This window comes from Marivirga sp. (assembly GCF_051117495.1).
GTDB lineage: Bacteria > Bacteroidota > Bacteroidia > Cytophagales > Cyclobacteriaceae > Marivirga.
Genome location: NZ_JBNPEF010000037.1, coordinates 38,820 through 59,679, shown reverse-complemented (window position 1 = coordinate 59,679; position 20,860 = coordinate 38,820). Strand labels below are relative to the sequence as shown.

At 35.1% G+C, this 20,860-nt stretch carries 17 protein-coding genes and 1 riboswitch; of the genes, 6 read left to right on the top strand and 11 right to left on the bottom strand.

Going from position 1 to position 20,860, the window contains the following annotated elements:
- Window positions 1–89: 89 nt before the first annotated feature.
- From ACFE0M_RS17950 to ACFE0M_RS17920, 7 genes are all read right to left on the bottom strand, one after another.
- Window positions 90–1,292: a homoserine dehydrogenase gene (locus ACFE0M_RS17950; RefSeq protein WP_434547172.1), complete on the bottom strand. Its 1,203-nt coding sequence runs from the start codon at window positions 1,290–1,292 to the stop codon at window positions 90–92.
- Complete coding sequence (locus tag ACFE0M_RS17945) at window positions 1,279–2,307, bottom strand: homoserine O-acetyltransferase family protein (RefSeq protein ID WP_434547171.1); 1,029 nt, start codon at window positions 2,305–2,307, stop codon at window positions 1,279–1,281. The genes ACFE0M_RS17950 and ACFE0M_RS17945 overlap by 14 nt, the downstream gene beginning before the upstream one ends.
- Complete coding sequence (locus tag ACFE0M_RS17940) at window positions 2,282–3,610, bottom strand: O-acetylhomoserine aminocarboxypropyltransferase/cysteine synthase family protein (protein WP_434547170.1); 1,329 nt, start codon at window positions 3,608–3,610, stop codon at window positions 2,282–2,284. The genes ACFE0M_RS17945 and ACFE0M_RS17940 overlap by 26 nt, the downstream gene beginning before the upstream one ends.
- Before the next feature lie 354 nt (window positions 3,611–3,964).
- Window positions 3,965–4,057: riboswitch (SAM riboswitch) on the bottom strand.
- 127 nt (window positions 4,058–4,184) lie between these two features.
- Window positions 4,185–4,874 carry a lysoplasmalogenase gene (locus ACFE0M_RS17935; protein WP_434547169.1) on the bottom strand — a complete coding sequence of 230 codons (690 nt, stop codon included), beginning with the start codon at window positions 4,872–4,874 and terminating at the stop codon, window positions 4,185–4,187.
- Window positions 4,875–4,974: 100 nt separating this feature from the next.
- Entirely contained in the window at window positions 4,975–5,340 is a 366-nt protein-coding gene (locus ACFE0M_RS17930; RefSeq protein ID WP_434547168.1) for a T9SS type A sorting domain-containing protein, read from the bottom strand.
- Window positions 5,341–5,384: 44 nt separating this feature from the next.
- Window positions 5,385–6,875 (bottom strand): NAD(P)H-hydrate dehydratase, encoded by a 1,491-nt coding sequence (locus ACFE0M_RS17925; RefSeq protein WP_434547167.1) that lies wholly within the window; start codon window positions 6,873–6,875, stop codon window positions 5,385–5,387.
- Window positions 6,876–7,004: 129 nt separating this feature from the next.
- Window positions 7,005–7,148, bottom strand: coding sequence for a DUF2256 domain-containing protein (locus tag ACFE0M_RS17920; protein ID WP_434547166.1), 144 nt, complete (start codon window positions 7,146–7,148; stop codon window positions 7,005–7,007).
- Between the two features lie 158 nt (window positions 7,149–7,306).
- On the opposite strand from ACFE0M_RS17920, the gene sucD reads away from it, so the two are divergent.
- The gene (gene sucD / locus ACFE0M_RS17915; RefSeq protein WP_434547165.1) at window positions 7,307–8,179 is read left to right on the top strand and encodes a succinate--CoA ligase subunit alpha; all 873 of its coding nucleotides are present in this window, start codon (window positions 7,307–7,309) and stop codon (window positions 8,177–8,179) included.
- 75 nt (window positions 8,180–8,254) lie between these two features.
- Window positions 8,255–8,719 (top strand): DUF1456 family protein, encoded by a 465-nt coding sequence (locus tag ACFE0M_RS17910; RefSeq protein ID WP_434547164.1) that lies wholly within the window; start codon window positions 8,255–8,257, stop codon window positions 8,717–8,719.
- A gap of 2 nt (window positions 8,720–8,721) precedes the next feature.
- On the opposite strand, the gene ACFE0M_RS17905 is transcribed toward ACFE0M_RS17910, so the two are convergent.
- The 3 genes from ACFE0M_RS17905 to ACFE0M_RS17895 all read right to left on the bottom strand — a co-directional run bounded on the left by ACFE0M_RS17905 (window position 8,722) and on the right by ACFE0M_RS17895 (window position 9,751).
- Window positions 8,722–9,201, bottom strand: a complete 480-nt coding sequence (locus ACFE0M_RS17905; RefSeq protein WP_434547163.1) for an OsmC family protein — start codon at window positions 9,199–9,201, stop codon at window positions 8,722–8,724.
- A gap of 13 nt (window positions 9,202–9,214) precedes the next feature.
- Complete coding sequence (locus tag ACFE0M_RS17900; protein WP_375581040.1) at window positions 9,215–9,385, bottom strand: hypothetical protein; 171 nt, start codon at window positions 9,383–9,385, stop codon at window positions 9,215–9,217.
- A gap of 84 nt (window positions 9,386–9,469) precedes the next feature.
- On the bottom strand, window positions 9,470–9,751 hold the full coding sequence (locus ACFE0M_RS17895; RefSeq protein ID WP_434547162.1) for a YciI-like protein: 282 nt from the start codon (window positions 9,749–9,751) through the stop codon (window positions 9,470–9,472).
- 119 nt (window positions 9,752–9,870) lie between these two features.
- Between ACFE0M_RS17895 and ACFE0M_RS17890 the strand changes: the two genes are divergently transcribed.
- The 4 genes from ACFE0M_RS17890 (at window position 9,871) to ACFE0M_RS17875 (ending at window position 18,179) form a co-directional block, all read left to right on the top strand.
- Entirely contained in the window at window positions 9,871–10,434 is a 564-nt protein-coding gene (locus tag ACFE0M_RS17890; RefSeq protein ID WP_434547174.1) for a YdeI/OmpD-associated family protein, read from the top strand.
- Window positions 10,435–10,859: 425 nt separating this feature from the next.
- Window positions 10,860–11,618, top strand: a complete 759-nt coding sequence (locus tag ACFE0M_RS17885; protein ID WP_434547161.1) for a Ser-Thr-rich GPI-anchored membrane family protein — start codon at window positions 10,860–10,862, stop codon at window positions 11,616–11,618.
- Between the two features lie 11 nt (window positions 11,619–11,629).
- Window positions 11,630–16,975 (top strand): cadherin domain-containing protein, encoded by a 5,346-nt coding sequence (locus ACFE0M_RS17880; RefSeq protein ID WP_434547160.1) that lies wholly within the window; start codon window positions 11,630–11,632, stop codon window positions 16,973–16,975.
- A gap of 4 nt (window positions 16,976–16,979) precedes the next feature.
- A complete protein-coding gene (locus ACFE0M_RS17875) occupies window positions 16,980–18,179 on the top strand; it encodes a caspase family protein (protein ID WP_434547159.1) in 1,200 nt (399 codons plus the stop codon).
- A gap of 193 nt (window positions 18,180–18,372) precedes the next feature.
- On the opposite strand, the gene ACFE0M_RS17870 is transcribed toward ACFE0M_RS17875, so the two are convergent.
- The gene (locus tag ACFE0M_RS17870) at window positions 18,373–20,613 is read right to left on the bottom strand and encodes an FUSC family membrane protein (protein ID WP_434547158.1); all 2,241 of its coding nucleotides are present in this window, start codon (window positions 20,611–20,613) and stop codon (window positions 18,373–18,375) included.
- Between the last annotated feature and the right edge of the window lie 247 nt (window positions 20,614–20,860).

Sequence of the window (20,860 nt, the reverse complement as noted above, 5' to 3'; positions counted from 1 at the left end):
CCCACCCAAACTACAAAATCAAGGCAAACAGGGGGTTCTTTTTCCTGAATATGGATAAAGCTGGATTAAATATCAGAAGGATTAGGTTTTTATCTCAATTTTAAATTATTTAGGACAGCATTGATTTTTTCATAAATATCCTGAGAAATTTTTACCCAATATAAATTGGGATGCTTTTTCTTAATTTTTTCTAAATGATAAATATCAGAATTTACTATGTAGTATGCATCTTCTCTATCTAGTATTTCAATCTCTGGGATTTCATCATTAAATCCAGCTAAGAAGTAAATCTCCTTTTCAGCTTCGTTGGAATATTCAATCTCCTTTTTTACTGATGATTTAGAAATAGCCAAATTATATTTTAAATCTTTCAAATTGGACAAGACGGCTAAAGCGGTAGGAAAACTTCCAGCACCTTTGCCTTTTACAAACTGCTCAGCTGTAAATTCAGCATCCACTAATATTCCGTTATATTCATTTTCAATATTATAAAAATTTTGTTTTTCACTTACCAATTGTGGCTCAACTTTAGCTTTTATTTTGTCGTTTATATTATGAGCTTCTCCAATTAATTTTATTTTTAATTGGTGCTTTTGAGCAAATTGAACAAGATTTTCATCTAAGAAATTGATCCCTTGAAGTGGTATTTTATTGGGATGTACAAAAATCCCAAATGCATGATAAATCATAATGGCCAATTTGAAACGCGTATCCTCTCCACTTACATCAGAATAGGGGTCTAATTCTGCAAAACCTAAGTCTTGAGCATCCTTTAATGCGGAATCATAATCCTGATTTTCACTCACCATTTTTGATAAAATGAAATTACAGGTTCCATTGGCGATGGCTTTTAAAGATTTTACTGTATCTGATTTGAAATGTTGGTCCAGCAACCTTAAAATAGGAATACTGCCGCACACTGCACCTTCATAAAAAAATTTGACGCCATGTTTTTCACTCAATTCAAATAATTCTTGATGATAAAGCGCTACCATTTTTTTATTGGCGCTTACCACTGATTTACCTTTTTCAAATGCTTTTTTAACGATGCCGAAAGCTTCCTCGGGGTCATTAATTAATTCGATGATGAAATCTAATCCTTCATTATTTAAAATTTCATCTGATTCTGTTGTGAGTATTCCGTTCGGCAAATCGAAATCCCTTTGTTTATTAATATTCTTAACGGCAATCTTCTCAATGGAAATACCATACTTTTCATTTTGTTTTAGGGCAGTATAAACCCCTGAGCCCACTACCCCTAATCCGAATAATCCAGCTTTAAATTTCTTCATATAAAGTATTACTTAAATGTTTTTTGATGAATTTAGAAATAAGGTTTCCTTCTATTAAAAATGCATCATGTCCTTTTTGAGATTTTATTACTTCCAGTTTTGCATTGGGAATATGCTCGCTCATAAGTTTTTGCTCCTCTACAGGGAAAAGATTATCACTATCAATTCCAATACATAATGTTTTGGCTTTGATTGATGAAAGCACTTCAATTAAATTACCACCTCTTTCTTCCGATATATTGTGAGCGTCCATCATTTTGGAAAGTATCTTATAGCTTTTAATGCTAAACCTCCCGTTGAATTTTTTTCCTTGATATTTCAAATAGGAAGAGACTTTCCATTCACCATTTTCAGCTTTTCCATTTTGGCTACTTTCAAAATCGGAATAACTTCTATAGCTTAACATGGCAATGCTTCTCGCCAACGAAAGTGATTTTTGCTGCTCTTCTTCATTGCTGTTTTCCCCTAATTCGATTGCTTGTCTTTGGAGCTCGTTATAAGCTATCCCCCAAGCGGAATGTTTGGCATTAGAAGCCACTAGGATTTGGTTTTCAATTACTTCTGGCTCTTTGATAGACCATTCCAGTGCTTGCTGTCCACCTAAGGAACCACCAATTAGATAATGAACTTTAGTAACATTCAACGCTTTTCTTAAGTCTATAAAAGAGTTGACCGCATCTCTATTGGTTATTAGGGGAAAATCATCACCATATATTTCTCCTGTTTCGGGATTAACTGAATTGGGACCAGTGCTACCATAACAAGAGCCTAACATATTAGCACAAATAACAGAATGCTTTTCCAAATCAATAAAACCTCCATTTTCAACAAAAAGGGAAGCCCACCAGTCCTTAACTGATGCGCTTCCTGTAAAAGCATGGCAAACCCAAACCACCTCTTTATCTTTTGAAATTTCCCCTAAAACTTCATAATAAAGAGAGGCATCCTGCAAGTTTTGCCCACTTTCTAATTGAAAATAATAAGGTAATTTATGCTGTGGCATAGTTTTCTTCATGTATTTTTTGAAATGACTGTGTAAAATCTGCTATGATATCATCAATATGCTCTATGCCTACAGAAACCCTCAATAAGTTTGGAGATATGCCAGCTGACAATTGTTCTTCATCAGATAATTGCTGATGGGTTGTAGCGGATGGCTGAATAATCAAAGTCTTAGCATCTCCCACATTCGCCAAATGGCTGACCAACTTCAGATTGTCAACAAAAGCCTTAGTTTCCTCTTTATCTCCTTTAAGCGTAAAGGATAAAACACCCCCATAGCCATTGTGCAAATATTTTTTTGCTAGTTGGTAATATTTACTGCTTTCCAATCCCGGGTAATTCACTTTTTCAACCAATGGATGTTTCTCAAGCCAGAAAGCTAATTTCAGGGCATTGTCAACAGTTCTTTGGACTCTTAATGAGAGTGTTTCCAATCCTTGCAGCAGCAAGAAGCTATTGAACGGGCTTAAGGCTGGACCAAAATCTCTTAAGCCTTCTACTCTTGCCCTGATGGCATAAGCAATATTGGGCAGTCCCAATGGATTCCCTTCCCCAAAGGTTTCCCAGAAATTCAGTCCATGATAACCTTCAGATGGCTCAGAAAATTGCGGGAATTTTCCATTGCCCCAATTATAGTTACCGGCATCCACTAATACACCACCTACAGAAGTCCCATGTCCACCAATCCATTTAGTGGCAGATTCTACCACCACATTAGCTCCATGCTCAATGGGTCTGAATAAATAACCACCTGCGCCAAAAGTATTATCCACAATTAATGGTAAGTCATACTTTTTGGCTAAACCTGAAATGGCCTCAAAATCAGGGATATTGAAAGTTGGGTTACCAATGGTTTCCAAATAAATGGCTTTTGTATTTTCATCAATTAAAGCTTCGTATGATTCTACTTCCTCCTCAGGCGCAAACCGCGCTTCTATGCCCAATCGTTTGAAGGATACTTTGAATTGATTGTAGGTACCTCCGTATAAAAATTTGGTAGTGATGAAATTATCGCCAGCTTCCAAGATATTATTCAAGGCAATAAATTGTGCCGCTTGTCCTGATGCAACTGAAACCGCTGCAACCCCACCTTCTAAAGCAGCAATTCTTTTCTCAAAAACATCATTGGTTGGATTCATGATTCTTGAATAGATATTACCAAATTCCTTTAAACCAAATAAGTTTGCTCCATGCTCTGAGCTATTAAAAGCATAGCTAGTGGTTTGATATATTGGAACAGCTCTTGAGTTAGTGGTGGGGTCAATTTCCTGACCGGCATGTAATTGTAATGTTTCGAATTTTTGTGTAGTTGACATAATTTTAAAATTTAAGATGTATGATTTTATTAAATAACTATTTGCGTAATAAACCCCATCAACATGAAAGATGGGTGTAATTAAAATTTTAATTAATTGATTTTGAATGGATTGTATTTATTTCCGGATAAGTACTTAGATAGAAAAGTATAGAGCATTCCTATTCAGATTATCGGGAGAAATCCAAAAAGAGTTGGGTTGTTGATTAACAACAACAGCACATGCACATTCGCATGGGAGATAAAAAAATAAGTTTGTGATTAATTGAATTAGTAGCTTGAATTCTAGAATTGAATTCAGTTGACTTTTGATTAGCGATTTGTACGCTTCTACTTGAGTTGTGTGGTGTTTTCATATTTATATTTCCCTCATAGGGCAGGATTTGGCACCTTGAATCAGGTTGCCAGAGGATCATAGAGCCTGTCTCTTACCTCTTCGTTATAAATTGATTTAATATTTCAAATGTAGGAAAAGCTTTTTGAAATAAACAAACTTTGGACAAAATAAAAACGACTTATTTTGAAATTAATTTTTATACAGAATATTGTATGGGAAAAAATCAAAAAACAACTTATTATATTGTTTTATTGGGTGTAGTTTTTTTATGTTTAAGTAATCCATTTACAATAAGCCATTGCGCTATAATGTAAGTGGTCATCACTGCTACTCCAGCATAAGGGATAGTGTGAGAAAAGCGATTGATGGCTAAAACAGAATCGGAAATAGTAAATAAAGCCGCGCCTAATACTACCAACTGAAAACTTTCATCTGTGGTTTGGTTTTTACGAAACCATGCTATCACTATCATTAAGGCGAGGACGACAGCATATAAAGAAATCGGCACTTGGATTACACTATCGATGTAGGGCAAAATCAGATATGCCATAAGGGCTAAATAAGCTAAAACTATAAAAGGAAAAAAAGACCATTTAAAATTCAACTTATCTTTGAATGTAGCTTTCTTATATGCAATTATATAAACAATATGAGCCCCCAGAAAAGCGGAAATTCCAGCAAAAAAGAACATAAAATGCTTAAATGCGAAGAGCAACATGATGTCGCCAATCCAACTGAATGCAAGTGCCAAAGTAACAAAACTTACCCATTTCTCATCTTTTCTATTATCTGATTTGTCCCAAAAATAGATTAGAAGTGCAATCATCAATAGGGGCTTGCAGATTTGATGAAGTATGTCAATCTCAAAAGTCAGCGAGATTATTTCAAGTACTGCAACTATCCAATAAAAATATGCTTTAAAGTTCATCTAACAATGTTTATCGAAAAGTACTTATTATTAATCTATTATAAAAGAGATTTTAATGAAGAAATTAGGTGTAATAAATTACAAACTTGTTTGTAATACTTTATTTCTTTATAAATTTTTTCAGACTTTTCTCTGAATCAATGGTTAGCATCACATAATAGTGACCGCTAGGAATGTTTTGGATATTGATCTTATAGAGACCATCTTTAATTTTTTCATGGGTAATTTTCATTTTATTACCGATGATACTCATAACTTCAATTTTAATGTCTGAAGAAATGGAACGGTCATTTATTTTCAAATAAATGAAATCCTCTGCAGGATTTGGGTAAACCTCTGCTTCGCTTAATACATGTGTGATATTAAAATCTAATGCTTTATCATTAATAGGTTCTTTTCCAGCATTTGCTATGGTTAAGCTGAAACTGACTACTATAATTAGCAATATGTTTTTAAAGAATTTCATCACAATTTTTTTACGGTCATTACCGGTTATGGTTTAAAGTTTATTTAATTTTCAATTAATTTAAATGCATCCTTCAATTTCAAAATCATAGTGGAAGGAGTCATATAATTTTCCCCATCTTCCTTTAAGCTAAGGTCACCTGCAATTCCGTGCAAAAATACTGCCAATTTTGCTGTTTCGTATGAGTTTTTTATTCGTGGTGCTAAACCAGCCAAAATCCCACATAATACATCGCCACTTCCCCCTTTTGCCATTCCTGGGTTTCCAGTAGTGTTGAAACTTATCTTTCCTTGCTCATTACAAACCGCAGAATATTTGCCTTTTAATATTACTACAACTTGATGATGCATACAGAATGACTTTAGTTGCATCAATGCCTCAAAATTATTTGAATATTCTCCTACCAGCCGTTTGAATTCCCCATGATGTGGCGTTAAAATCGTACCTTTAGGTAGCAATTCCAATAATTCCCTGTTTTGTGCCATTATGCTTATTGCGTCAGCATCTAAGACCAGTTGACCATGATAGGATTTTAAAATTTCTCTAAGCAAAGCCACTGTTTTATTTGCGAAACCAACAGCTGGGCCAAAAATCAAGACATCTTGCGTTTCATAATTCAAGTAACTCCCTAATGCATATTCATTTTCATCCTCCAAGATCAAGGCTTCAGGAATTTGAATTTGTATGATTTCGATACAATGAGGACAGGATTGTACGGTAAGTAATCCAATACCCGAATGTAGAGCGCCTTTTGCGGCTAATATTGCAGCGCCCATTCTAGCGTGACCTCCTGCTAAAATACATGCTCTACCTCTATCTCCTTTATGGGCTATGGAATCTACCTTTATGGAGGATTTAATGGTATTTGTAAGCTCATAAATTGAATAATCGCTTATGCAATTGTTAATGAAATCACTAGATAAGCCTATATCCAGTATTTCAAAATGGCCAATATATTTCTGGTTTTCTGCCATCATAAAAGCTAGTTTTGGAACTTGAAAACTTAAAGTATGGTCAGCTTTGAAAATTGCTTCTCCAGGACTAGTTACATCAGCGAAAATTCCAGAGGGTATGTCAACCGCTATTTTAATACCCTCAATATCATTTACTTTAAAAATGTATTCAGCAATTTTTCCTTCAATAGGACGAGAGAGCCCTGAGCCAAAAATAGCATCTATAAAAATATTGTCTTTACCATCATCAAAGTTGAGGCCTGAAGTAATCTCAGCGGTATTATCTTTTTTTAATTTCGAAAGGTTTTTTTCGAAATCCTCTGATCCTTCTTTACCCATTACCAAAACCACTTTCACGGTAAAATTTTGTTCAGACATTAATCTGGCAATTGCTAATCCATCGCCACCATTATTACCTGAGCCTGCCAGAATTATAATTTGATATTGATTTGTAAAATTTTTAATTAGCCAGTTTACGATTTCCTGGCTGGCTCTTTCCATTAAATCTATACTGGTGATAGGTTCATTCTCAATGGTATATTGATCAGCTTCTCTAATTTGTTTTACATTCAAGATCTTCATAGCGCTTAAGATAAGAAATTTGTAAGCAATTTAATTAACCATTCTTTGTCATATTTTTAATTTAAATGAACCAGACAGGTATTATCTCCATCATTAACCGAACTAAGATGGATTAATATCAATTCAATTTTAATACCCTTGATTGGCAATAGTCCTACATTTTTTACTGCAATATTTAACCTGTTCCCAATCTTTCTCCCATTTTTTTCTCCAAAGAAACGGTCTTTTGCAAACAGGGCAAATCTTAGAAGGTAGTTCACCTTTTTTTCTCATTCTAGCCATACTCGATATTTCATTTTTATATTTTCAAAATCAATGTTTTAATAGATTGTTTGAAATACCGTTTGACAACTAATTCCGAAACAAGCATGAAATTACTTTGTGAATGAAGCCTTTTCTTCTATTTTTGCAAAAACTTTAAACAGAGCATAATGAGCGTTTTAGTCAATAAAGATTCTAAAGTAATTGTACAAGGTTTCACAGGTTCAGAAGGAACATTCCATGCTGAGCAAATGATAGAATACGGCACAAATGTAGTGGGGGGTGTAACCCCGGGAAAAGGAGGTCAAAAACATTTAGGTAAACCAGTTTTTAACACGGTTGAAGATGCCGTTAATAAAGCAGGCGCTAATGTGTCCATCATTTTTGTTCCACCGGCATTTGCTGCGGACGCTATTATGGAGGCTGCTGATGCGGGAATTAAAGTGATTATCACCATCACAGAAGGTATTCCTGTTAAAGACATGTTGAAAGCCAAAACTTATATTCAAGATAAAGATGTAACATTAATCGGCCCTAACTGTCCTGGTGTGATTACTCCAGGAGAGGCAAAGGTTGGTATCATGCCTGGATTCGTTTTCAAAAAAGGTAAAATAGGAATTGTTTCAAAATCAGGTACTTTGACTTATGAAGCTGCGGACCAAATTGTGAAAGCAGGTTTGGGAATTTCTACTGCTATCGGTATCGGTGGTGACCCAATCATTGGTACACCTACTAAAGAAGCAGTGAAAATGTTGATGGAAGATGATGAAACAGAGGCTATCGTAATGATAGGTGAGATTGGTGGAAATTATGAAGCTGAGGCTGCTCGTTGGATTAAAGAAAATGGCAATAAAAAACCAGTTGTTGGCTTTATTGCTGGTAAGACAGCTCCAGCAGGAAGAAGAATGGGACATGCTGGCGCCATTATTGGAGGAAAAGATGATACTGCCGAAGCAAAAATGAAAATTATGGATGAATGCGGAATCTTTGTGGTGCAGTCTCCAGCTGACATAGGAGAAACCATGAAAAAAGCATTATCATAATCACAGATATATTAAACTAATTCAAAGGCTGGTTTGGTAGTAAATACTAAGTCAGCCTTTTTTATTTTATATGATATGACTAATAATGATATCTTAAAAAGAATTCGGTATGTTTTTGATTATAGCGATGAAGAAATGATGGCTATTTTCGATAGTGCTGACTATAAAGTTAGCAGGTCATTGGTCACTGATTGGCTTAAAAATGATGATCATGATGAATTTAAAGAAATTTATGATGATCAATTGGCTACTTTCTTAAATGGACTAATTAATACCAAAAGAGGTAAAAGGGAAGGAGAACAACCTAAGCCCGAAAAATTGCTTGACAACAATACCATCTTAAAAAAGCTTAAAATAGCACTCAATTTGAAGACGGAGGATGTTTTGGAAGTTTTTAAGTTAGCTGGAAAACCCATTAGTCCGCATGAGGTTACTGCATTTTTAAGAAATCCCAAACAGCAACAATTCAGACCTTTTTTAGATCAATATTTAAGGAATTTTTTGAATGGTCTCCAATTGAAATATAGAAAAGATAGTTGATCTTATTTTGTTGTTTCTAGCGTTATAATTTTGGGTTTATGCTGAATAGGAAAATTACAGGAATTAGCTATAAAACAAAACTCATGGGCCTTATGATGCAAGGATTTAGCTAATTCAATTTTATCTTTCTCCAAAATTATCACTTTAGGATGTAAATTGACTTTAGTAAACTGGCCACTGCCTTCTGAGCTTAATTTCATCTCAGCTGAAGCTTTATCCTGATAATCAATAACTGTAATTTTGTTCACTGAACAGAAATGCAGATACCACAACATATGGCAAGAGGAGATAGAAGCTAAAAATAAATCTTCAGGATTATAGAGCTCTGCATTGCCTCTAAATGCTGGGTCGGCACTTCCTTTTAAAGTAGGCTTGCCATGAATCATAATATTATAAGACCTTTCGTAAGATGTATAGGATTTTGTTCCTTTTCCTGTGTTACCAGTCCATTTAATTTCGGATTTATAATGGTGGGATTTCATCTAAAAGTAATCTTTAATTCAGGGATTTAGCATTTTTGATACTGTTGAAAAAATCTAAAAGTTCCAGTGCTTTTTCCAAAGCTTCCTCATCCGTTAATCTCCTACTTTTTTTTGAAGTGGATTTTAACTCTTCGAAGCTGTTGTATTTCGTGATTTTAGGTTTATTTAATTTATCTGATTTCATTAACTTCTTGTTTGAAATAATCAATCAATATATATAACACTGAAACTCATAATTTCTATCACAAATATACAGATTATATAATTACTATAATTCTCCCACAACTACCGTCCAAGGTCTAACTTCCCAGCTTTTGATTAGGCCATTTTTAACATATGGATCATTTTTGGCAAAATCCTCCGCTATTTTAGGGCTTTCACCTTTAAAAATCAAAACTGCTCCATCTGCTGGTTCTGCCATTGCACCTGCCATAATTAAATCACCATTTTGATGGGCTGTTTCTGCCATTTTTAAATGCTCAGCACGATAGGGAGCTCTTTTTTCAACATAATTTTCAATGGTTTTATAGAAAAGTAGGTAGTATTTCATATAATAAATTTACTAGTTCAGGATTTCATAAATTTAACTAAAATCTAATCCTATTTTAAGTTTGAATCTTCATTTTTATAATTTTATTAAATTGAATTGCTTTTTAACCTAATTCACTCATTAACAAAAACGAAAAATGGCGAAATGAGCTAGAATTTTTAAGAGCCATCATCAATAAAACTGAGCTGGAGAAAACCAACAAATGGGGCGGGGAAGTATATACCTTGAATAATGGCAATGTATTAATGATAGGGGCATTTAAAAATTATGTAAGCCTATGGTTTTTTAACGGTGTTTTTTTAAATGATTCTTATAAATTTTTGAGTAACGCTCAAGAAGGAAAGACCAAGGCATTACGACACTGGCAATTTACTTCTGTCGATGAAATGGATGAAGAGAAAATCATGGAATACATTCAAGAAGCAATTGAAAATGAAAAGCAGGGGTTGAAATGGAAACCTGAGAAATCCAAACATTTAGAAATTCCGAAAATTTTAGAAATAGCTTTAAATGACGATAGAGAATTCGGAAGTGCTTTTCAGTCCTTGGCTCCATTCAAGCAAAGGGAGTATATTGAATATATCGCTACAGCAAAAAGGGAAGGAACAAAAGTAAGTAGGATAGCCAAAATCAAGTTGATGGTGCTGGCTGGCCTGGGCTTGAATGATAAGTACAGGAAATGACCATGTTATATATTGAGTGGTGTTGAAATTCCTATGTTGATCGGTTGAGGATAATATTGTCTATATGATTCCTTAATCAATATCTTTACCACATTTCTAACTGTTATCCTTAAAAGCCTGAAGCATTTGAAATTATTCTTTTCTCTTAATGTTTTCTACATAATATAGCGAATTCGGTGCGTTTAATAGAGAATTTTTACTTATACTCTTAATTCGATTTTGAAATTGTAGCAGTTTTTTTTAAAAATAAACTATTTTTTTGAACCATTTCGCCTATTAAAAGTGTAATAGCTAGTATACACTAGTATTCTAGATTAGAAAAAACAAAATTAATAATTGAATAATACTAAAAATGATCTAGTATATTTGAGACTTGGTTTAAGATTACTTATTTTTATCAATACTAAAAAGCTTAATTTATCGCGATGTCCACTGTTCCCATTTTGTATAAACGCCTGTTTTTGACTCTATTAGGTGTGGTGTTAGTATTTTCTTTGCAAGCCCAAAGGGTTGAAATCGAAGAGATCTATTTTGAAGATGCTAAAATTCACATTATTTATGAGCTTCTCGACAGTAAAGAGGATCGACCTTACCAACTGAAGCTTTACAGTTCTAAAGATAAATTCATCTCCCCTCTAACCGCAGTTAGTGGTGATGTAGGAGTTGAGATTTATCCTGGGAATGGTAAAGTAATTATTTGGGATCCCTTCGAAGAATATGGACAGGATTTTTCAGAGGAAATCAACCTTGAAATCAGAGGAAGGGTGTATGTACCTTTCGTGAAATTGGATGATTTCAACTATGAATCACTTAAGCGAGGAAAAAGTTATGAAATCACCTGGACAGGGGGCGCTTCTAGCAATATATTGAATATAGCTATATATAAAGGAGATAATAAAGTCTCAGTTTTTCAAAATATTGCTAATGTTGGTCAATATACTTTAGATATCCCTAAGAAAATCGAGGTGGGTAAAAATTATCGATTGCGAATCTCAGATAATAAGAATAAAGATGATGTAGTTTATTCGAAGGAATTTGCCATAAAACGGAAAATACCTTTGGCTTTGCAAATTGCTCCAGTAGCTGTTATTGGTGCCGGTGTTTATTTTTTACTCCCTTATTTGCAATCAGAAGAAGAGAGCGGTTTTGAAGACCCAGAGAATCCAACTACTATTACGAATTGAACATGGATAAGATGAAAAAATATTTACTGTTTACTTTATGCTTCATTTTGTTAAAAGCATTTCCTTTAAGTGCTCAGCTTGAGGGGGGCTTTAAGGATGCAGATGCGAGTAACAAATTACGAGCGATTGATTTCCAGGAGCAATTTATTTCTGATGCAATCGAATATAAGGGTGCAATTCTGGCGTTCGGGAAAGGAACTATTTATCAATACGATCCCACAGATGAGAGTATTCAAATTTTGGTGGAGGGTATTGAGGGGAACTCGGGTGAATTTGTTGGAATATATGAAATAGGTGCAAAGCCAGTCCTAATCTATAATGTGTTCAATGAGAACAGAGATTTTGTTTCTTCTGCCTATACTCCCATTGGTTCATCAAATCATTTTAAGATCGGTAACAAAGGTGAAATTAAATTATTTATACCTGAAGGTCAAGGCTACTATATTGAAGACACTGGAAGCGCCAACATACTTTCGACAGGAGGAATTTTTGAGACGGAATTTAAACAGATTCGAGAAATTTACGCTTTTCCTCAGTTTAAATTTGGTGCTATCACTTCTAAAGTTCTGTTTTTTGTAGACTATAAAACTTCAGATTTAAAAACGCCTATTCTTTATAAAATCAACATGGGGGAAGAGGGTGGCTTAGCTACTCCTAATGGAGTGACGGAGTTGTTTAGCCATGATCTTACTATTTTTAATGATGCCGCTATTTTTGTTAACTCAGCGAAAGATTTGACCTACGCTACAGGGGAGAAAGGAGAAACAGTTAAAGTTATTGAAGCTGGATTGGGTGTGAAAAATCTCTTTACGTTTGGCAATGATTTACTGTGTACTTTCTTTCCAGAAGAGTTGCAATTATTTATTTTTGATTCCAATTTAGAATTTCTTAGGAAAGTCACTTTTGAAAATAATCCTAATTTCTTAAAGGAAGGATTACGGAATGTTATCCCTTTTAATAATGAGTTAGTAGCATTAGAATCACCGCAGAATGGGGTTGCGTTGCTAACTAATAAATTCGATATAATCAATGGTGGTGGTATTCCTGTTTTAGAATATCCGCTAAAAGAGGTATCTCTAAAAGGGAAATTTGCTTTATTCTACACAAGGGGAGTTTCGGAATTAATTGAGGAAATATACATATGGAATTTAGATACAAAGAAAGAAGTTGACTACACGAAATTCGAAGTGCCTGCAATCGGGTATTCCACACATAATGTTAACGCAATCAATTCGGATGGGATCTATCAAAGTGCTTTTTCAAAAGACTTTGGGTTTGAGCTTTATATTAATAATGGATCTGAAAAATTTCAAGTAGCAGAGGAAATTACAAATACTGATTATGAACAAGCTGTCTTGGAAAATCTCAAAATTGAGGAAGTATTTGCTGATTATTCCACTTTTCCTAAAAAGCTTTTCAATTTCAATGGGACGATTTATTCACTATCTCATTTACAAATGCCGAACAGCTTTACTAATGCTGATGCGCAGAATGCAGGCTTTAATACTGCGGTCAGGGATATGAATTTTCTTTATAAACTTAATGAAAGGCCCGGAATCCCATCACCTTCTTCTTTTACTGTGGATGAAAATATGGCAAAAGGCACAGCAATTGGCTCATTATCTGCTACCGACCCTGACGACAGCAATCTAAGTTTTCAACTAGTGAACGGAACGGGTGCTATTGACAATGGCAAAGTCTCTGTGAGTGGCAATCAATTAGTACTGAATGAGGTGCCTGATTTCGAAGCGGATAGTCTTTGGAGTATACTAGCGCAGGTATCGGATGCTCATGGTGATAAAAGGAGCCGTTCGATTACAATTAATATCAATGATGTAAATGATGCCCCAACGGGTTTGAGTTTGACAACTGAGTTTGTCTCTGAAAGTTTGCCTTTAGGAAGTCCTATTGCTGGGATAGAAACAGTAGACGAAGATGCAACTGATACTTTTACTTATTCTTTGTCTGCATCGAATTCTGACCCAGGTGTTGCTGATGCAGATAATGGGTCTTTTACAGTGACTGATTCTGTATTGATCTCCAATACGACATTTGATTCCGCTATAAAGTCTGAATATTTCATCACCTTAAGCGTAAGCGATCAGGGCGGAGAGACTTATCAACAAGCGTTTGTGATTAATATTACAGAAGAAAATGAGGCGCCAACCAATATTTTATTAGATAATAATACAATCGAAGAAAACCTTACTGGAAGAACCTTAGTAGGAACTTTAGATACAGAGGATGCAGATAGCGAAGAGGATAATGATGATACAGATGATGTGGACTTTACTTACGCATTAGTTGCTGGTAGTGGGGATGATGATAATTCCAGTTTTGAAATATCTGCTGATTCTCTTTATGCTATCTCTTCCTTTAATTTTGAGGAAGTTGAAAGTTTAAGTGTTCGCGTTCAAACTAAAGACCCGAAGATGGCTACCTTCAATAAAGCGTTTACTATAAACGTTATAGATGCCAATGATGCACCAGCTGCTATATTATTTAGTAATGATAGTATTGATGAAAATCAGGGTTCAGGAACTGTGGTAGGTACTTTAGACGGTCAAGATCCTGATGCATCCGATGAGTTTGATTTTATTTTTATTGAAGACGATAATTTCCCAGACAATACTGCATTTTCAGTAAATACTAATAATGAATTGGTGCAAGATGTAGAGAATTTCGATTATGAAAGTAAATCGCTCTACGAGATAAAGTTACGTTTAACCGACAAAGGAGGTGAATCCATTGATAGTGTTTTGGCCATCCATATTGGCGATATCAATGATGAGCCAAGTGATATTACGCTATCTGGAACGAGTGTAAATGAAGAAACCAATAATGCAGTTGCTGGTCAATTAAATGTGGTAGATGAAGATGCTACAGATAATCACAGTTTCAGTCTTCCTGCAGACTCTCTTTCAAATCATCGTTTTCAGATTTTAACAGGAGATGAACTAGCGCTGGCTAGTCCTCTCAATTATGAACAGGACGATTTAAGTTATGAAGTATACATTGAAGTGACTGATATTTCAGGTGCAAAATTTGGGAAGGTTTTTGAAATTGACTTACTAGATATTAATGATGCTGTTGATACTCTGGTAATTAAGAGGACGATTATTAAGAGTGGTTTAGCTTTTGAAGAAAAAGTGTCTAACATTGAATTGAGAGATGAAGATTTAGGAGATAATATCTCTAATTTCTATTCGCGAGATGATTATACAATGACCTTAATAGATTCGGAGAATTTCCCAGATAATTCGAATTTTCAGGTCATTTATCAGAATGATGATCAAGTATATGCTCTGGAAGCTGCCACAGATTTAACATTTACAGAAGAGGGCGACAATCTATATCAAATTAACATAGAAGTTCTCAATGGAGAGACGACTTACTCTCAAAGCTTTGAAATTGAGTTGGTTTCAGAATCCACTAATACGCCTCCAACTGAAATTAATATATCTAACGACAGCATAACAAGTGTAGCAACGGTAGGCACAGAAGTAGGTGTGCTGAGTTCGGTTGATGATTCAGGAGATACTCATGTCTATTCACTTATTAGCAATACGTCCAGTAATGATAATGAGCTTTTCAGTATATCATCTGATCGGTTGATCCTAGAAGCTAATCTGAGGGACAGTACAGAGCAGAGTTACATAGTGGCAGTGAAAAGTGAAGACAATGGAGGATTAAGCCTTCAGGAGGAGATAAAGATTTATGTGAAGGAATTTGAAGATTCGACACCTCCATTAATTGCAGGAATAACGGGTGGAGATATTTCAGTGGATGAAAATCAAAGTACTTTTGATTTGAGTGGAAGTGTTACTGATAATGCTTTCCTTGAAAGTGTACAACTAGAGTATGGGCCAGTTACAAGTGTGGAATTTACCAAAAATGATATGATCGAATTAGAGGGAGGCCAATTTACAAGTAATATTCCTGCTGACCAGGGCGATGCTTTTGGTTTAAAGGCAAGAATCGTAGCAGTAGATACTTCAGGTAATAGTGCTGCATCTGATACAGTTTATTTTTACCGTTCTGTTTCTTCTTCTGGGGCCTTAGCAAATCTACCAACTGAGAGAATCGGTGTAGGGAAGACTAGTCGAGATTACAGGATGTTTTCTGTTCCTTATAATCTTCAGTCAGAAAATAGTTCGTTAAGAGATATCTTTGAAACTTCTTTAGGACAGACCTATTCTGAATCGAATTTTAAGGTGTTTCACTGGAACCCGGAGAGGGAAGCTTATGATGAATTTCTTTCTATTGGTAATGTCGAGTCTGGAGAGTCTTATTGGCTTACTACCGTCATAGAAGAGCCTTCAATTAATTTTGGAGCTGGCAATGTATTTCCTTATAAAACTAGCAATAAAGCCAGGTGGAATTTAAAAGCTGGCTGGAACCAAATAGGAAATCCTTATCCTATTAGTATCGACTGGGAGGTTATTCAGGCCAATAATCCTGAAGTGGGAGACTTGTATGTTTTTGATGAAGAGGGATTCGTAACAGCTACAACGCTTGCTCCTCATCAAGGTGCTTTTGTTTTGGTTCAAGAGAATATGAGTGTAGAGGCTGATGTTACTAATAACTCGGCCTTAAGAAGTACTGCAGTGACTGAGAGAAGTGAGTCTTCTGTAGAATTGATCCTCAATTTGGTGCAAGGAGAACTTAGAGCAAAAGGTGGAGTAGCCATGCATGAAACTGCAAAAGATGGTTTGGACAGTTGGGATAAAGCTAATCCTCCTGCATTAGGAGAGCATGTGGAGATCAGTTTCAAACAAATTGAATCTGTGTGGGATAATTACAGATGGGATGTTGTAAAAACCAAAGACTATCATGTTTGGGATTTTACCGTCAACACATCAAAAGAAGATCAATTCAATAGTCTTTCCTGGAATGCAGATGAATTTCTTAACGGCCAGTTTTATTTGGTGGATATGGAAACCTTGCAAAAGATTGACATAACTGAGAAGTCAGAATATCAATTCCGAGGAAAAAAAGCATATCATTTCAAGTTGGTATTTGATCGTTACGCAACCGATCGATTTGATTTAGGTGCATTGTTAATTGGTTCCCCATATCCGAACCCATTTAATTCCAGGTTAAATGTTCCTGTTAATATTTCTGACGTTCAAAATGCCCAAGCAACTATTCAAATATTAGACCTTAGTGGAAGGCTATTAGCAGAGAAGTCATGGACAAGTGAACTGAGAGAGGGTTATCAGTTGTTAAATTTTGATCAGGTTGATCAAACTACACGAGATGGTTCTTCTTTAAGCACTGGAATTTATATATACAAATTAAAAGTTACTCAGCGTAACGGAACCGAGCGGAAGACCGGTAGAATTATAAAGCATTAAGATCATGAAAAATTTAAAAAGATTAAAATACGTTCTTTTTCCCATTCTAGTACTTTTTTACTCGGGTTGTTTACTAGGACAAGGCGTTTCAACGAAGACTGCTGCTATTAAAATTGAGCCAAGTGCTATAGCGGGCGATAAGATGGTAATGCCAAGTATAAGCTGGATAAATCCTAACCTGGAGTACACAAATAGCACTGAAAACAAAGTCGTTTTCAAAGCGAAAGTCAAATCTTCAGATGGTTTGCAATCTGTTTCAATGGAAGCATATGCAAAGAAAAATAATGCAAAGTTAGGTTCAAAACAATATACGATTGAACCTGGACAGAATGAAATGAACTTGGAAGAGGAGCTTTTCTTGCCAGATGGGGAAATTATTTTTAAGGTGACTGCCGTGTCCATTTCGGGAGGAACAATTTCTTCCAAACGATCCATTTTAGTAGGAATGGATGCTGTAAAAGATGCTGTCGCTATCGACAGAAAGGATTATGCTTTAGTATTTGCCACTGACAAGTATGATAATTGGTCCGATTTGGTGAATCCAGTGAATGATGGAAAAACAATTGCAGAGCAGTTGAAGAAGCTTTATGGCTTTCAAGTTGAAGTGGTTGAAAATCCTACCCAAAATGAAGTATTTGAGAAAATTCTAGAGTACAACCGAAAATCTTATAAGCCGCAGGACCAGCTGATGATATTCTTTGCAGGACATGGTCAGTTTGATGAAGATTTTGGAGAGGGATATGTTGTTGCTAAGAATTCTTTAGCAAATGATAAAAGTAAAACATCCTATATTTCTCATGCTCGTTTACGATCAGTAATCAATAATATCCCTTGTGAACATATTTTTTTAGCCATGGACGTGTGTTTTGGAGGGACTTTCGATCCGCGAATTGCAGCAAATCGTGGTTTGCAATCTTTTGAGCAAGATGATAAAGAAATGTTAGCAAGAAAGCTTTCTTATAAAACCCGTAGATATTTAACATCTGGAGGTAAGGAGTATGTTTCTGATGGTATTCCAGGCGAGCACTCTCCCTTTGCAAGGAAAGTATTAGAAGCTTTGAAGGATTTAGGGGGTTCTGACCGTATTTTAACATTGACCGAACTATATACTTATCTAGAAAGATTAAAGCCTGCACCACGTTCAGGAACATTTGGAGACAATGAAGCCTTGAGCGATTTTGTGTTTGTAGGTCAGGAATTTTAAATATCGTATTTAGAGGGGTATTACCTTTCTATTTGGTAATGAGCTCAAAAATAGTTGGTGATTTTTAGACTAGTAGGTAAGGTGAACCTAGTTGATAGCCTGATTCATTTACTAAAATTTTGAGTTAGGTCCCTTCTTATTCATTCACAAGTCTTGATGGCATTAAAGGGTTCCTGAACTATTGTGGCCAGCTCTATTCTTTCTTTAAACTGCTAATGACTTTCTTTAAATTTCCAGAAATGGTAACGAGCCATTTCAGTTGATCGGTTATTAATCTGGTAGCTTGCAAATTCTTTCTGAATTCAGGATCGATTGGTTTATATTCCTCTTTTTCCAATTCTTTGGTTCGAATGGCCACTAAATTTTCAAACTTTTCTTCCAAATGTTGGTAGGCTTCTTCTAATTTTTCTTTTGCGACATTTTCGGTTTTAGCTTTCTTTAGTAAAGATTGCAATGCTTGTCTTAGATTGGTATCCACTGTTTTGATGATAACTTCAAAATCTTCCGAAGCGCTTTCATTTTTATGATTTAAAATATAAGTGCCTAAAGCGGCCATAGCAGTCAAGATAGTGTGATTTAAGCCCACTATTTCATTGATCTTTCCTAAATTATCCTGATGTGATTTAGGTTCTTGACTCATCCGCTGAAAAGCAGCATTTAAGTTTCCCATTTCCAAAAAGGCATCCTTTCTGGCTAATTTGTATTCGGTTAAACCATCTGACTGATGATAGTAGCGATTGATTTCAGCCAAGTATTTCCGGTTGGCTCTTAAGGCTTGTATGATGGTGGTATTGATGCTGTAAGATTCCCAAGCAGGCCAAAGCAATGAACCAGCTGTAAAGGCAATAGAAGCTCCTATAATGGTATCTACGATTCTATACTGAATGACTTCAAAAGCATCGGGGTTAATGAGGGCGTAAATAAAAACAATACTGGTCGTTACAAAAATAGAGGAGGTTCTATAGTTTTTCTGTATAAAACTCAAGGCCAAGGTGAGAGAAAGTATAGAGAGAACTGCATATACATAACTGTTTTGGGTAATTAATACAACTACAGCAGCTATGGCTGCACCAATAAAAGTTCCATATAACCTATGCTTCGATCGTTCTTTGGTTAAAGTATATCCGGGGCGCATAATGACCACTATGGTCAATAATATCCAATAAGTGTTTTGTAAGGAAAAATAGGTTCCTATCCCAAAGCCTAACAACATGGCAATAGTTAACCTAGCGGAGTGCTTAAATATGGGAGATTTAAAGCTGAAATTTTCTTTTAGGATATTCAGGTCGTAATCCTGCTGGGTAATAAACTGCTTGCCTTCTTTATTCTTTAAACCAACTTTGTTTTGATTTTCAAGATCGTGGAAAATTCTTTCCACAGACTGAATTTTCTGTAGCTGACTTTCTTCATAATCCAATAAATTGTGGAGCAATAAAGCACCTTCTCTTGCTTTCGGCAATTTCACTTCTTTCACATAAGCTTGAATGCTTTCCTTACATTTTTCAATCATTGGCTCTAAATCATCCCTAAGTGGTAATTCTTTTCCTTTTTGCATTGCCTCAGCCATTTGTTCCAGCCTGTTGGACAATTGAAACACTAATTCAATAAATGGATGGACAAACTGAATTTGATTTTTAAATAGTTTATTAATTTGTTCGTAATTGGCAGGATTGGCCATGGAAAGCTCTAATATATCAATTAGTTCTATGAAGATTAGCAGTTGCTTTCTTTTGTAGTTAGAGAATCCGGAGCTTTGTCTTTCCGTTAGCAAGAGCTCCCTTAAAGTTTCATGGGTTGTATTGATATTGACTTGCAAATCAAAAAGTTTACTTTTCAACTTAGACCCCTCTTCAGTTGATAAGGCCAGTTTTCCTCTTATTCGAATATATTCTGCGGTTAAGTTTAAGCATTCTGTCAAGCCATTGTTAATCTGACGTTTTTGTAAAAGAGGATGAAAAAGACTGGAAAGTAGTAAATACCAAAGGCCACCAATTCCTATGAACATGGCATTGATAAAGATTTCAGCGCCTATTTGTTGGTGAGCAAAACTTAATACAATAGCCAATAAACCGGCAAATGAAATTAAAGAAGCACGAAAACCATAAACAGAAATATAGGAAATCCCAAAGAGGAGCAATGCCATTACAGGAATCAAAATATAAAAATTGGAAGCTGCATAAGTGATAATGATAGTTGCTAGAGTAGCAATAGCCGTAGCAATCAAAATCCCAATGCTTTTGTGTTTTCGGCTACCCGGAACATCACTACTGGATGTTAAAAACACGCCAATGGAAATACTTAGGAAATAGGGAAGTAGGTCAACTTTTAATCCAACTAAAACTGGTACTACAATGCCAAATGTAACTAAAGCTGATTTGAGAAAATCAGGGCTGTAGAGGAAATTTCGAATTTTCTGAAAGTAGTTTTTTGTCATTAGATGGTAAAGCTTGTTCTATTGTACTCATAAAAGTAAAATCAGTTGAGATTTAGACATGTTTTATCAGTTTTCACTTTATGGTTAAAAAATATACGTATTCTGTTGAGAAGCACTTTAATATTGTTTATTTTTAATAGTGTTTAGATTTTCAAAATTTTATTATGCGGTAATAACCAAGCATTTAATGTTTAATTACTTCATTGGAATTTAATTTATTTTCAGGAATTAACTATTTTTCATTCCA